The sequence below is a fragment of the Brachybacterium paraconglomeratum genome, from assembly GCF_039541415.1.
Classification (GTDB): Bacteria; Actinomycetota; Actinomycetes; order Actinomycetales; family Dermabacteraceae; genus Brachybacterium; species Brachybacterium paraconglomeratum_A.
The window spans coordinates 568,294-586,263 of record NZ_BAABGE010000002.1; the positions used below are offsets into that span (position 1 = coordinate 568,294).

Genomic DNA, 17,970 nt, shown 5'->3' on the forward strand with positions numbered 1-17,970 from the left:
AGCTGCTCAGCGGTCGGTGAACGGGTCGTCGGGCCCCTCGCCGAAGCGGGCCCGGAGGAACTCGGAGTGCACGTCCAGGGAACGGGTCACGCCCGTGACCAGGGTGTTCTCAACCCGGTCGATGCCCTCGCCGAGCACCGTCAGCTGTTCGTCGATGCTGTCCAGGTTCGCGACCGCCTGGTCCCGCGCCCCCTCGGTGGTGGCGGGGGAGAGGAAGCCGACGGTGTTCTCCAGGGCGTCGACCAGCTCAGGGATGTAGCGGTCAGCCATCCCCTCCAGCAGCATCACGTCGCTGTCCGAAGCGCGCCGCGACTGCAGTGAGGCCGAGCCCAGCAGCGCGTCGATCCGCAGCAGCAGCGTTTCCGTGCGGTGAAGGATCGTGCGCACGGCAGGAGTGGGAGCCCGGCGTCGCAGGCGCTGGAGTCGCCGACGCTGGGAGCGTGAGTCCTTCACGATCTTCTCGAGCGTCGCGCGCGTGGCCGCCGGGATCTCCCCGACCGTGGCCCGGTTCAGGCGGACTGCCTGCGGGGCGCGGTTGCGCAGCAGCAGCCCCGTCCCACCTCCGACGACCAGGGCGACGCCCAGCCCGGCGATCAGCGGGGTGAGCAGACCGGCGCCCCCGATCAGGCTGCTGACGCCGAGCAGGAGGAAGCTGCCGACACCCAACCCGCCGCCGAGCACCGAGGGCACGCCGACGGTGAGCCAGCGGCCGCGACGCCGCGGCACCGAGACTGCCTTCGAATAGGGGGAGTGGATCTTGCCTTCGAGCGGACCCTGACCCGTACCTGCTCCGGGCCGTCGGCTGGAGGGGCCGTTCCAGGCGTTGCCCATGCTCCGGGACGCACCGGCGCCGGGCCGCGAGAAGGTGCCGGCCCGTCGGGCCGGATGATCTCTGGGCAGGCGATCGTGAGCATTCATGACGCCTACCAGGCTAGCGCGGGCCGCCGAGAGGGGGCTGGGGGCTATCCCCCGAGCTGTGTGACCGTGCGCTCGCGGGACGGTGACCGTGTGCTCGCGGGCGTCGTTCGCCGACGGGTGCCGGATACGACGGGGTTGCCGAGGAGCACAGGAAGGCCTGGAGAAGATTGACACTTCCGAATTACCATAGGATCCTCATCCTGTGGTGCCTGTTCCACGCCAGGGCTGAGAGCGCCGAGACTGATTGCTTCGCACTCGTCAGAAAAACTTTGTGCAACGAGGCGAACAGGTGACCGATGAATCTTCGTGGAGGAGTGAACTCGATTCCTGATCCGGACGGCCTCTCTGCTGCGAGGCGCCGCCGAGAACACTTCGTCCGTCATGAGCGGCTACGACGTCACTGACTGCAGATCCGTGCCGAAGCCCGCCGAGGCGCAGCGGAACCCTCATTGCCGACGCTCCGAGAAACATACTGATATGCCACGTCGACGTACGTGGCGCCGGCCTGGAGAACACCACGGTGAAGGAAGAGGCCACATTGAAAGAAGAGGGCATGCATTATTCGTCAATTGGCGTGACCGCGCAAAAAATACGCTCGGGCGAACTGAGAGCCGCGACGCTGGTGGAACAGATGCTCGAGCGGATCGCGCAGGTGGACCCTCGCCTGGACAGCTTCGCGACGGTCAACACCGAGAGCGCCACCGCTGCTGCAGAAGAGGCCGACCGAGAGATCACGGCAGGCGGGTGGCGCGGACCGCTGCACGGGATACCGATCGCCGTGAAGGACCTGTACGGAACGGTCGAGGCACCTGCAGCGTTCGGGTCGGCCCACTTGGCCGACCACCACTTCCACCGGGATGCGGAGGTGGTCCGCCGTCTGCGTGAGGCGGGCGCCATCATCGTCGGCACCCTCCGGATGTCGGAAGCAGCCCTCACCGACCATGGCCCGGGCCTGCCCACCCCGGTGAACCCCTGGGAGGAGAGCACGTGGGTGGGGACCTCCTCGAGCGGATCCGCCGCGGCCACCGCAGCGGGCCTGTGCTTCGCCGCCCTCGGCTCCGACACGGGAGGCTCCATCAGGGGGCCCGCGACGGCCGCCGGACTCACGGGTCTGAAGCCCACGCGAGGACTGATCCCCACGGACGGCACGATTCCGCTGTCGAGGACGCTCGACTCCCTGGGCCCCTTCGCCCGGTCGGCACGCGACTGCAGGATCGTCTTCGACGCGATGGCGCAGCACGAAGCGTCCGAGAGTGTCCTCGAGGAAAGCACTGCGATGCTCGGCGCCTTGTCGCCCGTGCCCGGTCGAGGGAGCCTCCGGATCGGCATCGATCGGGGCCTGCTGAACACCGTCAGCGACGAGATTCGGGAGATGGTCGAGAGCACCGCCACGCGCTTCGCCGAGCTCGGAGCAACGGTGGAGGAGGTCACCACGCCTGATGGCGGTCAGCTCGCCTACGAGTGGGTCGGGTTCGTCGGGCGCGAAGCGCTCCAGGACCTGGCGGAGCTGTACCCGGAGGGGAGCGAGCACCTCTACGGACCGGAGATCGCGTTCGTCCTCGAACAGGGGAGGAAGGCCACTGCCCAGGACCAGCAGCGCGCCCTCGCCGCCGCGCAGCAGTTCACCGCCGAGACCGACCGCGCTCTTGCACAGGTCGACGTGCTGCTGATGCCGACGATCGGGGTCCCCTCGCCGACGAACGCCGAGATCGCGACGATGCGTGAGAGCTACGAGGTGTGGAACACGCAGGTGATGCGCCTGACGTGCCCCTACAACTACTCGGGCCACCCCTCCCTGACGTTCCCGACGGGCTTCACGCAGCGAGGCACCCCGATGGGTGCCCAGCTGGTCGGCCCGCACCACCAGGAATCCCTCCTCCTGAGCGCGGTCGAAGCCTTCCAGGAGGAGACCGGGTTCCACCTGCGCCATCCCCCGCAGTACGCATGAGGCCGCGCCGCTGCGCCCCACCCGTCGGCGCCGTGGGCGATGAGGGTCAGCCTCAGCCTGCGGCGTGCGCCTCTGCGATCCTCAGCAGTTCGAGATAGCCCTGGAGCTTCCAGGCGGTGCGACCCACGAACAGGCCGGTCACGTGCTCGATGCGTAGGAGGCCGGCGGCGTTGTCGAGGTTGACCGAGCCGCCGTACAGCAGCCCGGTGACCTTGCCGGAGTACTCGGCGCCGAGGGCTGCGAAGGGGGTGATGAGCTCTTCCACGGTGGCTGGGCGGCCCTTCTCGCCGATCGCCCAGATCGGTTCGTAGGCGATCACCACGCGGGAGAGCTCCTCTTCGCTGAGCCCGTCGAGGGCGCCGCGGGCCTGGTCGAGGATGAACTCGCTCGAGCCGCCGGCGTCCTTCACCTCGGCGCTCTCCCCGATGCACAGCAGCGGGGTCAGCCCGTGGTGAAGTGCGGCGGCGACCTTGAGACGCGTGGTCTCCACGGTCTCGCCGAAGTGCTCACGCCGCTCGGAGTGGCCGATCTCGACGATCTGCGCGCCCGCGTCTTTGGCCTGCGGTACCGAGACCTCGCCGGTCCATGCGCCCGAGTCCTCCCAGTGGGCGTTCTGCACGCCCAGCAGGACAGGGGAGTCCTCGCCGAGGATCTCGGCCACGGTGGTCGTCGCCGTGAAGGACGGGATCACGAAGGGCTGCACCCCGGCCGGTGCGGTCCCAGCCAGGTGGTCACGCAGGCCGGTTGCCCAGGCACTGCCCTCGGCGAGGGTCTTGGTCATCTTCCAGCTGGTGCCGACCCACAGGGTGCTCATGGCTCTCCTTCTCCGGTGCCGACGTGTTCGCGGCGTCGCTCGTGATGTCTCGTGGTCGCGTCGGACGCACTGCCCCGTATGACGTGCCACGGGTCGACCGTTGCGCAGTGGGTGCTCTGACCTCTCAGAACGCCGACTATGCAACGGTCGACGGGTTTCTCGACGGGAGCGAGAGGGTGTCAGGCCTGCTCGAGCGAGCCGTCGTAGGCGCAGATCGCGTCGACCTTCTCGGCGGAGGACGAGTTCGGATCGAACTCGAGGTCCAGCCACACCTTGATCAGCTCCTTCGCGGCGTCCAGGCCGATCACGCGCTGGCCCATGCAGAGGACCTGCGCATTGTTGGAGAGCACGGAGCGCTGCACGGAGTAGAGGTCGTGGGCGGTCACGGCGCGGATGCCGGAGACCTTGTTGGCGGCGATTGCGACGCCGAGCCCGGTGCCGCAGATCAGCAGCGCGCGGTCGGCCTCGCCCGCAGCGACCTTCTCCGCCGCGGCAACCGCGACGTTCGGGTAGAAGGTGCCGTCATCCGCGCTGCCCACGCCGACGTCGAAGACCGACTCGACGCGGTCATCGGCCTCGAGCAGGGCCTTGAACTCTTCCTTGTAGCTGTAGCCGGCGTTGTCGCCGCCGACGATGATCTTCAGTGCCATGAGAATCTCCTTGGTCGTGGTGGGGAGTGCTGGTCGTGCTGGTGCGTGGTGCGTGGTGCGTGGTCGTGCGTGGTGCGGGTGATGAAGTCAGGATCCCAGCTCAGGCCAGGTGCTGCCCGAGCTCCTTCATCAGGATCGAGAAGGAGATCGCGCCGGGGTCGGGCGTGCCGATCGACTTCTCACCGAGCACGCGCGAGCGGCCCAGGGCAGCGGTGATATCTGCGGTGGCGTCGGCCGCCTCGCGAGCCACGCCGGCACCGGCCAGGATGGCCTCGGCGGCGTTGTCGCCGGTGAAGGTCTCGGCCATCGCGGTGCGGAAGGGTGCAGCGGCGTCGACCATGGTCTTGTCGCCCACCTGAGCTCCGCCCAGGCGCTGGATCGCGTCGATACCGGCGTCGATGGCGTCCACGATGTTGCGCGGCTCGCTGCCGGCCTGATCGTCGAAGATGCCTGCGGCGGCGATGAGAGCCGCGCCCCAGAGCGCTCCGGAGGTGCCCCCGGCGGACTCCGACCAGGCGTCCCCGGCCCGGACCAGCAGGGTGCGGGCCCCGGCACCGGCCTCGAGCGCAGTCTTCGCGGCGGCCGCTGCGCCCTTGGTGCCGTAGGCCATGCCCTGGCCGTGGTCGCCGTCGCCGGCGATCGCGTCGATCCGGCCCAGCTCAGCCTCTTCGCGGAGGCAGACTGCCTCGAACAGGTCCAGCACGCCGGCGATCTGCTGCGCGACCGCGCGGGACTCCTCGCTCGAGGCGGGGGTCTCGTCGGCCCCGGCCTGCCAGAACTCGGTGCGGCGGGGACGCTCGAGCTGCGGCATCGCGCCGCGATGGAAGGCGGGGGTGTCCACGGGGGCGAGCCAGTGCTGCTCGAGCTCCTCGTCGAGGAACACCAGGGTGAGGGACACCCCGGCCATGTCGAGGCTGGTGATCAGCTCGCCCACTTCCGGGCGCACCGGTGTGATGCCGGCGGCCTCGAGCAGCTCCGCGACCTTCGCGTAGACGATGAACAGCTCCTCGTACTTCACGGTGCCCAGACCGTTCACGAGCACGGCGGCTCGGCCCTGGTAGCCACCCTCGACGCGCTCGGCCTGCTCCTCCAGAACGCCCTCGACCAGCAGCGTCGCGATCTCGTCGGCCGTGCCGATCGGCTCATCGCGCACGCCGGGCTCGCCGTGGATGCCCAGGCCCACGCCCATCTGGCCCGCGGGCACATGGAACAGTGCCTCGGGCGCGCCGGGCAGGGTGGGGCCGTCGAAGGCGACGCCGAAGGAGCGGGTGGCGTCGTTCGCCTTCCACGCGATCCGCTCGGCCTCGTCGAGATCCGCGCCGGCCTCGATCGCAGCGCCGGCGATCTTGAACACCGGCAGGTCACCGGCGATGCCGCGGCGGTCGCGATGGTTCTCGGAGGTGTTGGAGACGATGTCATCGCTGACCTTGATGATCCGCACATCGATGCCCTCGGCGCGCAGCTTCTCCGCTGCGCCGCCGAAGTGCAGCACATCTCCGGCGTAGTTGCCGAAGCCCAGGATCACGCCGCCGCCGTTCTCGGCGTTGCGTGCCACCGAGTAGACCTGCGAGGTCGAGGGGGAGGCGAAGACGTTTCCGCAGGGGGCGCCGTGGCCCATGCCCGGGCCCACCCAGCCGGCGAAGGCGGGGTAGTGGCCGGAGCCGCCACCGATCACCAGGGCAGGCTGGCCCTTCGGGGTCTCGGTTGCGCGCACCACGCCGCCGTGCACGACTGCGACGTGATCGGGGTGGGCTGCGGCGAGACCTGCGACCGCTTGGGTCGCGAAGGCTGCGGGATCGTTGAAGAGGTACGTCATCGTGGTTTCCTCCGAAGGCTGCCGCGGGGGACCGACGGCGGGTAGTCGTGGGCGGACCAGTGGCGGGCAGGGACCCGCGACACCTTAGATCCTATAGGAATATTGCAGGGCTGGACAGGGCAGCCTCGCAGCGCCTGGCGGGGCCGCGGCGCGAGACGAGGGTTGACGGAGTCCGGGCGAGGTCTTCGGGGTCATGTCCTGCTCGCCACCCCGCCCGCCCAGCATTCCTACGCCCGGGAGAATTCGGATTCGCTCTCGTACTTTCCATCTGACTATCGATCCTATAGGATCACTGACATCACCCCTCGTCAACGAAGGACAACGATGTTCACTGCAGAGAACTGGCCGATCGGCGCCAACATGCTCGGGTTCGGCAACAAGACCTCGGATGGCACTCCTCTCCTGGAGGCCTCGTCGAGTGTCTGGGCCTCCCAGCTGCGTCAGGTCAAGGAGCTGGGTGTCGACATGATCGACCCCACCGACGCCTGGCTCCCGCTCGCGAAGCTGAGCGATGAGCGCGTCGAGGAGTTCCGCAGCGTGCTCGACGGCGAGGGCATGTCCCTCTCCTCGATCTCCATGACCCGTAACTCCGTGGTCGACGTGAACAACGGCGAGCAGAACCTGGCCGATGCGCTGCGCTTCATCGAGCTGGCCCCCAGCTTCGGCGTCTCCATCGTGAACACCGGCTTCATGCAGGCCATCACCGAGAAGCAGGCCAAGGCGATCTGGTTCTGGCTCGAGGACGGCCACGTCGATGACCCGGCGCTGCGCGACCTCGCGATCGAGCGGGTCCGCCAGCTCGGTGACGCCGCACAGGCGCAGGGCATCCAGCTCAGCCTCGAAATGTACGAGGACACCTACGTCGGCACCCCCGACGAGGCGGTCGCCTTCGTCAAGGACGTCGACCACGCCTCCGTCGGCTTGAACCCGGACCTCGGCAACCTGGTGCGCCTCCATCGCGAGGTCGAGCCCTGGGAGGACATGTTCGAGAAGGTCCTGCCTCACTCGAACTTCTGGCACATCAAGAACTACACCCGCGACCTCGACACCGCGACCGGTGCCTACTCGAGCGCCCCGATGCCCCTGAAGTACGGGTACATCAACTACCGCAAGGTGATCCGCCGCGCCCTCGAGCTGGGCTACTCCGGCCCGTTCTGCTGCGAGCACTACGGCTCGGACTCCCTCGGCGTCATCGCCGAGAACGTGCACTACATCCGTCAGGTGCTGACCTCCGCTCTCGCCGACGCCCCCGCTGGCGCGAGCGCCTGAGCTCCGACCGGACCCGCCGTTCCCCCCCCCCCCCGCCTGAAAGAGAGTCACCGATGACTGTCGAGACCAAGACCATCCAGCCCTTCCCCGCCCAGCGCACCGCGGTGGTGACCGGCGCGGGTGCTCCCCGCGGCATCGGCCGACGCGTCGTGCGCAAGCTCGTCGCCGAGGGCTGGAACGTGGCCGCTGCGGATATCGACGGCGCGGCCGTCGAGGAGTTCGCCGCGGAGCTGAACGCTGAGATCCCCGCCGAGTCCGGCCTGACGGTGATCGGGATCGGTGTGGACATCAGCGATCAGGTCTCGGTCGATGCGGCCTTCGCGCGGGTCGATGCCGAGCTGCCTCAGCTGGTGGCGCTGGTCAACCTTGCGGGGATCCCCAGCCCCCATTCGATCCTCGAGATCACCTCGGAGATCTGGGATCGGGTCATGAACGTCAACGGCAAGGGCACCCTGCTGATGATGCAGGCTGCGGCACGGCGCATGATCGACGGCGGTGTGGGCGGGCGGATCGTGAACACGTCCTCGATCACTGCGCTCGACGGCGGCGGCACCTTCTCCAAGACCGGCTACGCCGCTGCGAAGGCTGCCGTGCAGGGCCTGACCCGTGGCGCCGCCCGCGAGCTGGGTGTCCACGGCATCACCGCCAACGTGATCCTGCCGGGGCCGATCGACACCGACATCATGGGCGGCACCCTCACGGAGGACCGCAAGGACTCGATGTCGGCCAACATCCCGCTCCAGCGGGTGGGCCAGCCGGAGGAGGTCGCCGGCCTGATCAACTTCCTGGTCAGCGAGGATTCCTCCTTCGTGAGCGGCACCTCGATCAACGTCGACGGCGGCAAGCACATGCACTGATCATGGCTGATCCCGGGTGGTCATCCACAGCCCGATCCCGGCAGGGATCATCAGGACCAGCTGCGAGGCCATGGCCACCCGGTAGTCGACCAGGGTCGCCGCAGCGCCGCCGGTGCGCAGGTCCAGCACGATCCCGATCAGCAGCACGGAGAGCAGCGAGGCGGAGAACCCGCCGATGTTGACCATCCCGGTCGCGGTGCCGATCGCGCGATGCGGCACCCCGGTGCGGGCCAGGTCGAAGCCGACGGAGCAGGTGGCCGAGCCGATTGCCATCGCCGTGAGCAGCGGCAGCAGCTGCCAGGCCGAGAGCTGGGTGGGGATCAGCAGCGTGAGCGACCAGGTCACGGTGAGGATCGTGCCGGCGATCCAGCCCAGCCGTGCGCGGTGGCGGGGGAAGCGCCCGGTAGCCACGCCGATCAGCGGGCCCAGCGCCACCATGATCACCACGTTGAGGGTCAGCAGAGCGCCGACCTCGGCGGCGCCGATGCCGAGGGCGGTCATATAGGGCACGCCCCACATGAACAGGAACGAGTTCACCGTCATCAGCGTCATCCAGTGAACGAAGAACCCGGACCAGGCAGGGCGAGAGGTGAACACGTCCCGCAGCACCTGCCCGGCGCGGGGTGCAGGAACAGGGGCGGCGCCCGGCTCCGTAGGCGGCGCGTCGCGGACGACGGCGAGCACGAGCAGCACGCTCAGCAGCAGCAGGAAGGCCAGCGACCCCCAGGCGACTCGCCACCCGGCGCCCAGCAGCAGCGCCAGGAAGGGCACCGCGGCGACGGCCTGACCGAACTGCCCGATCATCGTGGTCAGCTGGGTGAACACCGGCACCTGCCAGCTGCGGAACCAGGAGGCGATCAGCCGCACCACGCTGATCAGCGTGGCTGCATCGCCCACGCCGGTCAGCAGGCGGGCCGCGAGCGCTGCGGGGACGTCGGTGGAGAAGGCGAGCAGCACCTGCCCGGCCGCCATCGTCAGCGCCCCCAGCACCAGCATGCGGCGCGGTCCGAGGCGGTCCAGCAGCAGCCCGGCAGGGATCTGTGCGGCGGCATAGGTGCCCAGCTGCACCACCCCGAAGAGGCTCAGCATCGCCCCGTCGACATCGAAGCGCGCCGACGCCTCGACGCTGGCCACCCCGAAGGAGGCGCGTGCGGAGACGGCGCAGAGGTAGGCGAAGACGCCGACGGCCCACACCAGGTGGGCAGGTGCCAGGTGGCGAGGGGAGCGGGCGGAGCTCAGAGGGATGTCTGCACCATTTCAGGGGAGTCGGGGAAGGCAGTCATGGCCGTCGGCCCGAAGCCCTTCATACCTATAGGATCTACGCGCCGCAGCGGAAGGTCAAAACGGCTCGCGAAAGCGTGTCCCCACCCTCTTCTCCGACCATTGCCGCACCCCGCACGCGGCGAGTTGGTCGAGGAGGGGTTCCGCTTCTCGCAAATATCCAATAGGATCGCGGCGAATGAGTTCCACAGCGTCGGTTCTCCGCGGCTTCTTGCGCCGCGTCCGGCGTGAGGGCAATGGCGTCGACCTTCGCAGCGACGCCCTCACTGACGAAGGAGTCCCCCCAGATGACCATTTCCACCGTGACGATCGTCGGCGCCGGCTACATGGGCGGCGGCATCGCCCAGGTTCTCGCCATGGCCGGCTTCACCGTGACCATCGCTGATGTCGACGTCGAGGTCGCCAACAAGTCCCTCGAGCGCCTCCAGAAGGAAGCCCGCGACTTCGAGGAGCAGGGCCTCTACGCCCCCGGCTCCGCCGACCTCGTCGCCAAGAACATCTCCGCCGGCAAGACCATCGAAGAAGCCGTCGCTGACGTCGACTTCATCGAGGAAGCGGTGTTCGAGCGGATCGACGTCAAGCGCGAGGTGCTCGGGAAGATCTCCGAGCACGCCCGCCCCGACGCGATCATCGGCACCAACACCTCGACCATCCCGGTCAAGGAGCTCGAGAGCGCGGTGAAGCACCCCGAGCGGTTCCTCACCGTCCACTTCTCCAACCCTGCCCCCTTCATTCCGGGCGTCGAGCTGGTCGCCGGTCAGGCCACCACCCCGGAGACCGTCGAGGCCGTCAAGGTGCTTCTCGAGAAGTCGGGCAACCAGGGCGCCCAGGTCGCGGACACCCCCGGCATGGTCCTGAACCGCCTGCAGTACGCGCTGCTGAAGGAGGCCACCTCCGTCGTCGAGGAGGGCGTCGCCACCGCGGAGGACGTCGACACCATCGTGCGCACCACCTTCGGCTTCCGCCTGGGCTTCTTCGGCCCCTTCGCGATCGTCGACCAGGCCGGCGCGGACGTCTACGCGAACTCCTTCGTCACCTTCGAGAACGCCTTCGGTGACCGCCTGTCCACCCCCAAGATCCTCGCCGACGCCGTCGCTGCGGACCGCAAGGGTGTCAAGAACGGCAAGGGCCTGCTCGGCGATTACGACGAGGCCACCGCCGCGGAGCTGGTCGCCTACCGCAACAAGGCCTACGCCAAGATGTCCCAGCTCCTCGCGGAGCTCGGCCCGGCCCCCAAGGCCACCCCGAAGAACGACTGACCCTTACCCCACCCTCATACCCCGCGGGCATAGCCCGTCGGCCGGGCATCGTCGCCCGGGAACCGTGCTGAACGCTCGGGACCCGTGCACGAACCCGGGTCCCGAGCGTTGTTGCTCGAGGCTCCCGACGGAGCGCGTCCGCCAGTCCTCAGGAGATACCTCTCGTGGAAGAACTCGTCCTCGCGGATCGGCCAGTCTGGCTGCTCCTGACGATCGCGGTGGTTGCGATCGTCATCCTGCTCGTCCTCATCATCAAGGCCCGCCTGCATGCCTTCTTCTCCCTGCTGATCGTCGCGGTGGCCACCGGCCTCGCTGCGGGGATCGGAGTCGGCGACGTCATCAGCGTCGTCGTCGCCGGATTCAGCACGACCGTCGGCACGGTCGCCCTCCTCGTCGGCTTCGGCGCCGTACTGGGCAGACTCATCGAGATCACCGGCGGCGCCCAGGTGCTCGCCGACAAGATGCTCGACACCTTCGGGGAGAAGCGGGCCCCGCTCGCACTCGCCGTCGCCTCGCTGTTCTACGCGTTCCCGATCTTCCTGGACGCCGGCTTCATCGTCATGCTCCCGGTGATCTACACCGTGGCCCGCCGTCTCGGCGGCTCGTTCATGCTCTACGTGCTGCCCTCGATCGCGTCATTCATGATGATGCACGCCCTGCTGCCCCCGCACCCGGGCCCCACCGCCGCCGCCACCGTCATGGGTGTGGACGTCGGCCTCGTGATCGTCATCGGGCTCCTCATCGGCCTCCCCACCTGGTACTTCGGTGGCTACCTGGTCGCTATCGCCATCGCCAAGCGGTTCCCGAACACTCCCGTGCCGGCGCTGCTCGGCACGCCGCGCGACGTCCCGAAGGCAGAGCGGCCCGCCTTCGCATCGATCCTCGTGGTGCTGCTCATGCCGCTGGTGCTGATCTTCTTCAACACCGGCATGTCCACCCTGGAGAAGTCCGGCACGGTAGGCGCCGACAACGTCTTCTTCCAGTTCTCCCGCCTCATCGGGGCGACCCCGGTCGCCATGGCGCTGTCCGCGCTGGCTGCGATGCTGCTGCTGTACGTGATCCCGCGGCGCCGCCGCGGCGAGAAGGTCGGCGGGCTGCTCGAGGAGCTGGTGGACGACGCGCTCGCCCCCGTCTGCTCAATCATCCTGATCACCGGTGCGGGCGGCGCCTTCGGCCGTATCCTCACCGAGACCGGCATCGGCACCGAGATCGCGAACGGCCTGGATGCGATGGGTCTTCCGCTCATCCTCTCCGCTTACCTCGTGACCATGGCCATGCGCATCGCCCAGGGCTCAGCCACCGTGGCCGCCACCACCGGCGCCGCGATCATGGCTCCGGCTCTCGCGGGCGGCGACTTCAGCGCGGTCGGCGTGGCCGCCATGGTCATCGCGATCGGTGCCGCCTCGATCGGCTGGTCGCACGTGAACGACTCCGGCTTCTGGCTGATCGGCAAGTTCTGCGGCTTCGACACGGTGACCACGTTCAAGACCTGGTCCGTCGTGGGCACGACCATCTCGCTCGTCGCCTTCGCGCTGTCGGCGGTGGTGTTCGTCATCTTCGCCTGATCTGCGTCTGACAGAGTGAGGGCCGGTGCGAGCAGTCGCATCGGCCCTCACCCGTTCCCGTTCCGCTCCTGCACCTCGGAAGAAGGCCCTCGTGACCGTCACCGCGTCCTCCACCCGCCGCCTGCTGATCCTCGACGATGACCCCACCGGTTCGCAGTGCGTAGCCGGCATCGATGTCGCCTTCGACGAGGACCCGGCGATCCCGGTCCACGTGCTCGCCGAGCCCGGGTCCGCCTGCTTCGTGCTGACCAATACCCGCGCCCTGGACGAGACGGCGGCGACGGAGATGAACCGCCGGATCATCGGGGGAGTGCTCGACGGCGGGATCCCGGCGAGCGGGCTCCATGTCGTCTCCCGCTCGGACTCGACCCTGCGCGGGCACGTGATCGCCGAACCCGTCGCGATCGCGGACGAGCTCGCCGCCCATGGGGTGCAGGTCGACGCCTTCGTGCTGTGCCCGGCGATGATCGAGGCCGGCCGCTTCACCGAGGGCGACATCCACTACGCCACGGTCGACGGGCAGGCGGTCGAGGTCGCCCAGACCGACTTCGCCCGCGACGCCACCTTCGGGTTCACCCACTCGAACCTGCGCGAGTTCCTCGCCGAGCGCTCCGGCGGCGCGATCGACGCGGCTGCCGTGCTCAGCATCTCGCTCGAGGACATCCGCACCGGTGGCCCCGCCCGGGTGCGCGAGATCCTCGCCGGCGCCAGAGAACGCGCCTGGGTGGTCGTCAACGCGACTGAGTACTCCGACATGGAGGTCGTCGCGGAGGCGATCGCTGCGCTCGAGGCCGAGGGCCGCACCTACGTCACCCGCTGCGCACCGTCCTTCGTGCGCCCGCTCACCGGCCAGACCGGAGCCCGTGTGGTCGACGCGGACGCGATCGCCATCCCAGCGGGGCGGCTGGACCACGGCCTGGTCGTCGTCGGCTCCCACGTGGGCCTGACCACCACCCAGCTGCGCGCCGTGCAGGAGCGCGGCACCCTCACCGAGGTCGAGATCGACGTCCCCGCCGTGCTCGACGAGCGCCGCGAGCAGCACCTCACCGAGCTCGCCCAGACGGTGCGCGAGGCGCTCACCCGCAGCGACTGCGTGCTCTACACCAGCCGTGACCTGGTGCGCACCGACGACCCGGCCAAGTCCCTCGCGATCGCCCGCAGCGTCTCGGCCGCGGTGGTCGAGATCGTCCAGCGGGTCCGCACCGCGCGGCCCGCCTGGGTCGTCGCCAAGGGCGGCATCACCTCCCATGAGGTCGCCGCGAGCGGCCTCGGGATCCGCCGCGCCCGGGTGGAAGGCCAGTTCTGGGCCGGGCAGGTCTCCCTCTTCGCCGCCGAGGAAGCCCCCGAGGAGGTCCTCGGCATGCCGTATGTCGTCTTCCCCGGCAACGTCGGCGGGGCGCAGGCCCTCGCCGACGTCGTCGACACCCTGACCGCCGCCGTCGCGGCCCGCTGACCCGTCGGCCATCACCCCACCCCGCCCACCGAGTCCGACCTCGCACGGCGTCACCCAGCATCACCCAGCATCACCCTCGTTCCGCCATTCCCTCTCCGAGGAGCACTCCATGACCACCGCGAACGCCGAGTCCACCTCTGCCCCTGCCACCTATAGCTCCGTCGCCTGGATCGGGCTCGGCGCCATCGGCACCCCGATGGCCCGCACTGCCGCCGAGGCCGGGTTCCCCGTCACCGCCTTCGACCTGAACCCCGCCGCCCGGGAGGCCGTGGCCGACGTCGCGACCCCCGCCGCCTCCGCCCGCGAAGCGGCGCAGGGCGCGGACGTCGTGGTGGTCATGGTCGCGACCCCCGCCCAGCTGGACTCCGTGCTCACCGGTGAGGGCGGCATCGCCAGCGTCCTCACCGATGCGACGACGCTGCTGATCATGTCGACCGTCGGCCCCGCCGCGATCGAGCAGACCCTCACGACGCTCGAGGGCATCACCGCCCACGTGGTCGACGCCCCGGTCTCCGGCGGCGCCGCCCGCGCCGCGACCGGCGACCTGCTGGTGATGGTGGGCGGCGCCGACGCCGACGTCGCCGCGGTGCGCCCCTTGCTCGATGCTCTCGCCGCGAACGCCCCGGTGGTGGGTGCGAAGCCGGGCGATGGCCAGCGGTTCAAGATCGTCAACCAGCTGCTGTGCGGCGTGCACATCGCTGCGGCCGGCGAAGCGCTCGCGCTCGCCGATTCGATGGGACTGGACCTGAAGCAGGTCCATGAGGTCCTCGGCACCGGCGCCGCGGCGTCCTTCATGTTCGGGGACCGCGGCCAGCGCATGGTCGACGGCGCCTTCGACGACGTCCGCTCCGCGCTGACGATCTTCGTCAAGGACATGGGCCTGGTCGCCGAGGCCGCCGCGGAGGTCGGCCAGGAGGTGCCGCTCGCAGCTTCGGCCCAGCAGATCTACCAGCGCGGCAGCGAGCTGGGCTGGGATCGCCGCGACGACTCGATCGTGTACGAGGTGCTGCGCGGCCGTACCGACTGACAGCGCTGCGCAGGATCCGACGGCTCTTGCCCTCGAGGCCAGGCTCGACGAAAGTCGGTGTCCCGTCACGGCTGACTCTGATCACATGGAGGTCCCAGACCTGAGGAGCGAGCTATGACGACGCCGAATCATCACCAGGAGCACCGCGAGGGAATCGAGCAGCGCTCGGCAGGGCCGGCGAGCCGAGGCGGGATCCTCACCCTCTGGATCATCCTGGGCGTGGCGTTCTTCGGCGCGGTCGGCCAGCTCCTCGGCATGGCCCTGCCGGGAGACTTCGCGTATGGAGGGGCAATCGGGCTCGGTGTCGGGATCGCGGTCGGCGCAGCGATCGGAACACGCCGAGCAGATGCGAACGACCGGGAGATCGTGCGCCGGGCAGAGGAGAACCACCTGCCTACCGATCTGTGACGGCAAGGATCCACCGCGCGAAAGAGGGTCAGACGATGCAGGATCAGGACGACGAGACCTCCGGGGCGCCCACCCCGGAGACCCCGGAGGAGAGGCGGCTCAGATACATCGGTCTGGGGATCGCTCTGGGACTGAGCTTCGGGGCCGGCGTCGGCCTCGTCATCGGTCAGTTCCTCTTCGAGAACTTCGTGTTCGGGATGCCGATCGGCATCGGCCTGGGCATCGCAGTCGGCGTGACGGCAGGCCTCCTCCTGTCTGCATCAGCTGCGCGACAGCCGGAAGACGATGATCCCGAGCCGCCCGAGCAGCACTGACAGACCACGAGCGACACCCTGGCGATGAGGCGAGCAGCCGTGCTCCGCCCGCCGACCGAGCCCTGAGCACCTGCAGCTCAGCTGCGGGTGCGCAGGCTCGTCATCCCGCCGTCGATCGGCAGCAGGACTCCGGTCGTGGAGCGGTTGCGCGGTGAGGCGAGATAGCAGTGCGCCTCGGCGACCTCCTCGGGCTCGACCATGCGGCCGTGCGGCTGGCGGGCGTTGAGGGCGGCGCGCTCGGCGTCAGGGTCGTCGGCCTTCTCGAGCAGGCGACCGATCCAGGGGGTGTTCGCGGTGCCGGGCACCACGGCGTTCACGCGGATGCCCTCGCCCACCCAGTCTGCTGCCATCGCCAGGGTCATCGACTGCACGGCACCCTTCGAGGCGGAGTACAGGACCCGCTCGGGCAGCCCCAGCATCGAGGCGATGGAAGCGGTGTTGACCACGACAGCAGCCGTGGAGCGGCGCAGGTGAGGGAGCGCGGCGGCTGTCACACGCGCCACCGAGATGACGTTGACGTCGAGCACGCGCGCCCATTCGGCGTCATCATTCGCATCGACCTGGCCCTGGGCGCCGATGCCGGCGTTGTTGATGACGATGTCGATCCCGCCGAGCTCAGCGGCGGCCCGGTCCACGGCCGCCGTGACGGCGGCAGAATCGGTGACGTCCACCTGGATCTGCAGAGCGCCCTCCGGAGCACCGGAGGGATCCAGGTCGAGGGCGGCGGTGCTCGCGCCGCGGGCCTGGAGAGCTCTGATAGTGGCGGCGCCGATTCCCGCACCGCCTCCGGTGACCAGGGCCTTGAGGCCGGCGAATTCAGGATCCAGCACTGCGGTCATGGGGTGTTCTCCTCGTCGAATCTGTGGTCTTGCAGGGTGGTGGGGCGGCGTCCGCGAGGACGTCAGGCAGCGTCCTCGCTCACCGGGGCGGGCCTCGGTGTGCGGAGGACATAGATCCCGTAGGCCGCGACGACGAGGAAGCAGAAGGTCACCACGAGGTAGCTGACCTGCGCGGAGCTGATGTCGATCACCCAGCCGTGGAGCAGCGGCATGAGCGCTCCTCCGACGATCGCCATGATCAGGCCGGCGGCGCCGTACTTCGTGTCCTGTCCCAGCCCTTCCAGCGCGATGCCGTAGATGGTGGGGAACAGCAGCGAGATGCACGCGCTGAGCAGGACGATCGCGACCGCACCGACGACATTTCCGGTGACGACCGCCAGCACGGAGAGCACCGTGCCGAGCACGCACATCAGGACCATCAGCTTGCGGGCATCGAATCGGCCCATCAGGCCGACCATCACGAAGCGCGAGATCAGGAAGACGACCAAGGAGGCCTGCAGCCAGTATCCCGCCTGGGTGTCGTTCACCCCGAGCGTCTCCATCATGTAGTGCAGGGTGAAGGTCCAGATGCAGGTCTGCGCGGCGATGTTGAAGAACTGGGCGACGACTCCGAAGGAATAGCGCCGATTCCTCAGCAGGCGCAGCAGCCGGGAGCCGGGCAGCTGCTTCTGGGTGCTCTTGGCGTCTGCCATCAGGGACGGATTCTTGGGGACGCGGACCACAGCGATGGCGATCGCAATGATCGCCAGGACCACTGCCAGGCTGATGTACGGACCCATCACCGCCTGCAGCTCGCCCGAGCGGACGGCCTCCAGCTCGGCCTGGGGGAGAGCGGCGCGCTCCTCGGCGGTGGAGGGGTTCACGCGGGGGAGGATGAAGATCGCGGCCAGCAGCACTCCGAGGTTCGACCCCACTGGGTTGAACGCCTGGGCGAAGTTCAGCCGACGAGTGGCGGTGGCCTGCGGACCCATGGCCATCACGTAGGGGTTGGCGGACGTCTCGAGGATGGACAGGCCGGCCGCCAGCGTGAACAGAGCGACCAGGAACATCGAGTAGGTCATGATCTGCGATGCCGGGAGGAAGAGGAATCCGCCGAACGATGCCATCAGCAGGCCGATCAGCACCCCGCCCTTGTAGCCGAGGCGGGAGTTGATCCAGGCGGCCGGTATCGCAAGGACGCAGTAGGCCCCGTAGAAGGCGAACTGCACCAGTGAGGACTGGAACGCGCCCATGGAGAACACGGAGCTGAAGACCGAGACCAGGGGGTCGGTCATGTTGTTGAGCACGCCCCATGCTGCGAAGCAGGTGACGATCAGGATGAACGGCAGGCGCATGCCGCGGTGCAGGAAGGTGCGCTCCCGGCCCGCCGATTCGGTCGGCTCAGCGACCAGGGTGGGTGACGACTTCACAAGCTGCTCCTCGTAGTGCTCTTCATCGAGTGGATCACGGGCACATCAGTATTGGCCCGATGATTGGGGTAGCGTGACGCAGACTATCCAGGGCCGTGGGTCGGGGCAAGTCGGGTCCCTGCAGGCGTATGACTCCACGTGCT

The 17,970-nt window shown here is 69.0% G+C and carries 16 protein-coding genes; 9 read left to right on the top strand and 7 right to left on the bottom strand.

Annotation, left to right across the window (positions count from 1 at the left end):
- Positions 1-6 precede the first annotated feature (6 nt).
- Positions 7-918, bottom strand: a complete 912-nt coding sequence (locus ABD893_RS02565) for a hypothetical protein (RefSeq protein ID WP_345075959.1) — start codon at positions 916-918, stop codon at positions 7-9.
- A 631-nt stretch (positions 919-1,549) separates the two neighbouring features.
- Between ABD893_RS02565 and ABD893_RS02570 the strand changes: the two genes are divergently transcribed.
- Positions 1,550-2,866 (top strand): amidase, encoded by a 1,317-nt coding sequence (locus ABD893_RS02570; RefSeq protein WP_345076242.1) that lies wholly within the window; start codon positions 1,550-1,552, stop codon positions 2,864-2,866.
- Between the two features lie 52 nt (positions 2,867-2,918).
- On the opposite strand, the gene ABD893_RS02575 is transcribed toward ABD893_RS02570, so the two are convergent.
- The 3 genes from ABD893_RS02575 to ABD893_RS02585 form a co-directional block, all read right to left on the bottom strand.
- Positions 2,919-3,680 (bottom strand): triose-phosphate isomerase, encoded by a 762-nt coding sequence (locus tag ABD893_RS02575; protein WP_345075960.1) that lies wholly within the window; start codon positions 3,678-3,680, stop codon positions 2,919-2,921.
- Between the two features lie 179 nt (positions 3,681-3,859).
- Positions 3,860-4,330: a ribose-5-phosphate isomerase gene (locus ABD893_RS02580; RefSeq protein ID WP_345075961.1), complete on the bottom strand. Its 471-nt coding sequence runs from the start codon at positions 4,328-4,330 to the stop codon at positions 3,860-3,862.
- 100 nt (positions 4,331-4,430) lie between these two features.
- On the bottom strand, positions 4,431-6,146 hold the full coding sequence (locus ABD893_RS02585; protein ID WP_345075962.1) for a dihydroxyacetone kinase family protein: 1,716 nt from the start codon (positions 6,144-6,146) through the stop codon (positions 4,431-4,433).
- Positions 6,147-6,470: 324 nt separating this feature from the next.
- Here ABD893_RS02585 and ABD893_RS02590 point away from each other — a divergent pair, with 324 nt between their 5' ends.
- On the top strand, positions 6,471-7,415 hold the full coding sequence (locus ABD893_RS02590) for a sugar phosphate isomerase/epimerase family protein (protein ID WP_345075963.1): 945 nt from the start codon (positions 6,471-6,473) through the stop codon (positions 7,413-7,415).
- Positions 7,416-7,468: 53 nt separating this feature from the next.
- A complete protein-coding gene (locus ABD893_RS02595) occupies positions 7,469-8,272 on the top strand; it encodes an SDR family NAD(P)-dependent oxidoreductase (protein ID WP_345075965.1) in 804 nt (267 codons plus the stop codon).
- On the opposite strand, the gene ABD893_RS02600 is transcribed toward ABD893_RS02595, so the two are convergent.
- Entirely contained in the window at positions 8,273-9,466 is a 1,194-nt protein-coding gene (locus tag ABD893_RS02600) for an MFS transporter (protein ID WP_345075966.1), read from the bottom strand.
- A 374-nt stretch (positions 9,467-9,840) separates the two neighbouring features.
- On the opposite strand from ABD893_RS02600, the gene ABD893_RS02605 reads away from it, so the two are divergent.
- The 6 genes from ABD893_RS02605 to ABD893_RS02630 all read left to right on the top strand — a co-directional run bounded on the left by ABD893_RS02605 (position 9,841) and on the right by ABD893_RS02630 (position 15,579).
- Positions 9,841-10,812 (top strand): 3-hydroxyacyl-CoA dehydrogenase family protein, encoded by a 972-nt coding sequence (locus ABD893_RS02605; RefSeq protein WP_345075967.1) that lies wholly within the window; start codon positions 9,841-9,843, stop codon positions 10,810-10,812.
- Positions 10,813-10,976: 164 nt separating this feature from the next.
- Positions 10,977-12,377, top strand: a complete 1,401-nt coding sequence (locus tag ABD893_RS02610) for a GntP family permease (RefSeq protein ID WP_345075968.1) — start codon at positions 10,977-10,979, stop codon at positions 12,375-12,377.
- A 91-nt stretch (positions 12,378-12,468) separates the two neighbouring features.
- Positions 12,469-13,830 carry a four-carbon acid sugar kinase family protein gene (locus ABD893_RS02615; RefSeq protein WP_345075969.1) on the top strand — a complete coding sequence of 454 codons (1,362 nt, stop codon included), beginning with the start codon at positions 12,469-12,471 and terminating at the stop codon, positions 13,828-13,830.
- 109 nt (positions 13,831-13,939) lie between these two features.
- Positions 13,940-14,857 (top strand): NAD(P)-dependent oxidoreductase, encoded by a 918-nt coding sequence (locus ABD893_RS02620; protein WP_345075970.1) that lies wholly within the window; start codon positions 13,940-13,942, stop codon positions 14,855-14,857.
- A 114-nt stretch (positions 14,858-14,971) separates the two neighbouring features.
- The gene (locus ABD893_RS02625) at positions 14,972-15,265 is read left to right on the top strand and encodes a hypothetical protein (RefSeq protein WP_345075971.1); all 294 of its coding nucleotides are present in this window, start codon (positions 14,972-14,974) and stop codon (positions 15,263-15,265) included.
- A gap of 35 nt (positions 15,266-15,300) precedes the next feature.
- Positions 15,301-15,579, top strand: coding sequence for a glycine zipper domain-containing protein (locus ABD893_RS02630; RefSeq protein WP_345075972.1), 279 nt, complete (start codon positions 15,301-15,303; stop codon positions 15,577-15,579).
- A gap of 77 nt (positions 15,580-15,656) precedes the next feature.
- On the opposite strand, the gene ABD893_RS02635 is transcribed toward ABD893_RS02630, so the two are convergent.
- Together ABD893_RS02635 and fucP are read right to left on the bottom strand one after the other, a co-directional pair.
- Complete coding sequence (locus ABD893_RS02635; RefSeq protein WP_345075973.1) at positions 15,657-16,418, bottom strand: SDR family NAD(P)-dependent oxidoreductase; 762 nt, start codon at positions 16,416-16,418, stop codon at positions 15,657-15,659.
- Positions 16,419-16,480: 62 nt separating this feature from the next.
- Entirely contained in the window at positions 16,481-17,827 is a 1,347-nt protein-coding gene (fucP, locus tag ABD893_RS02640) for an L-fucose:H+ symporter permease (protein WP_345075974.1), read from the bottom strand.
- Between the last annotated feature and the right edge of the window lie 143 nt (positions 17,828-17,970).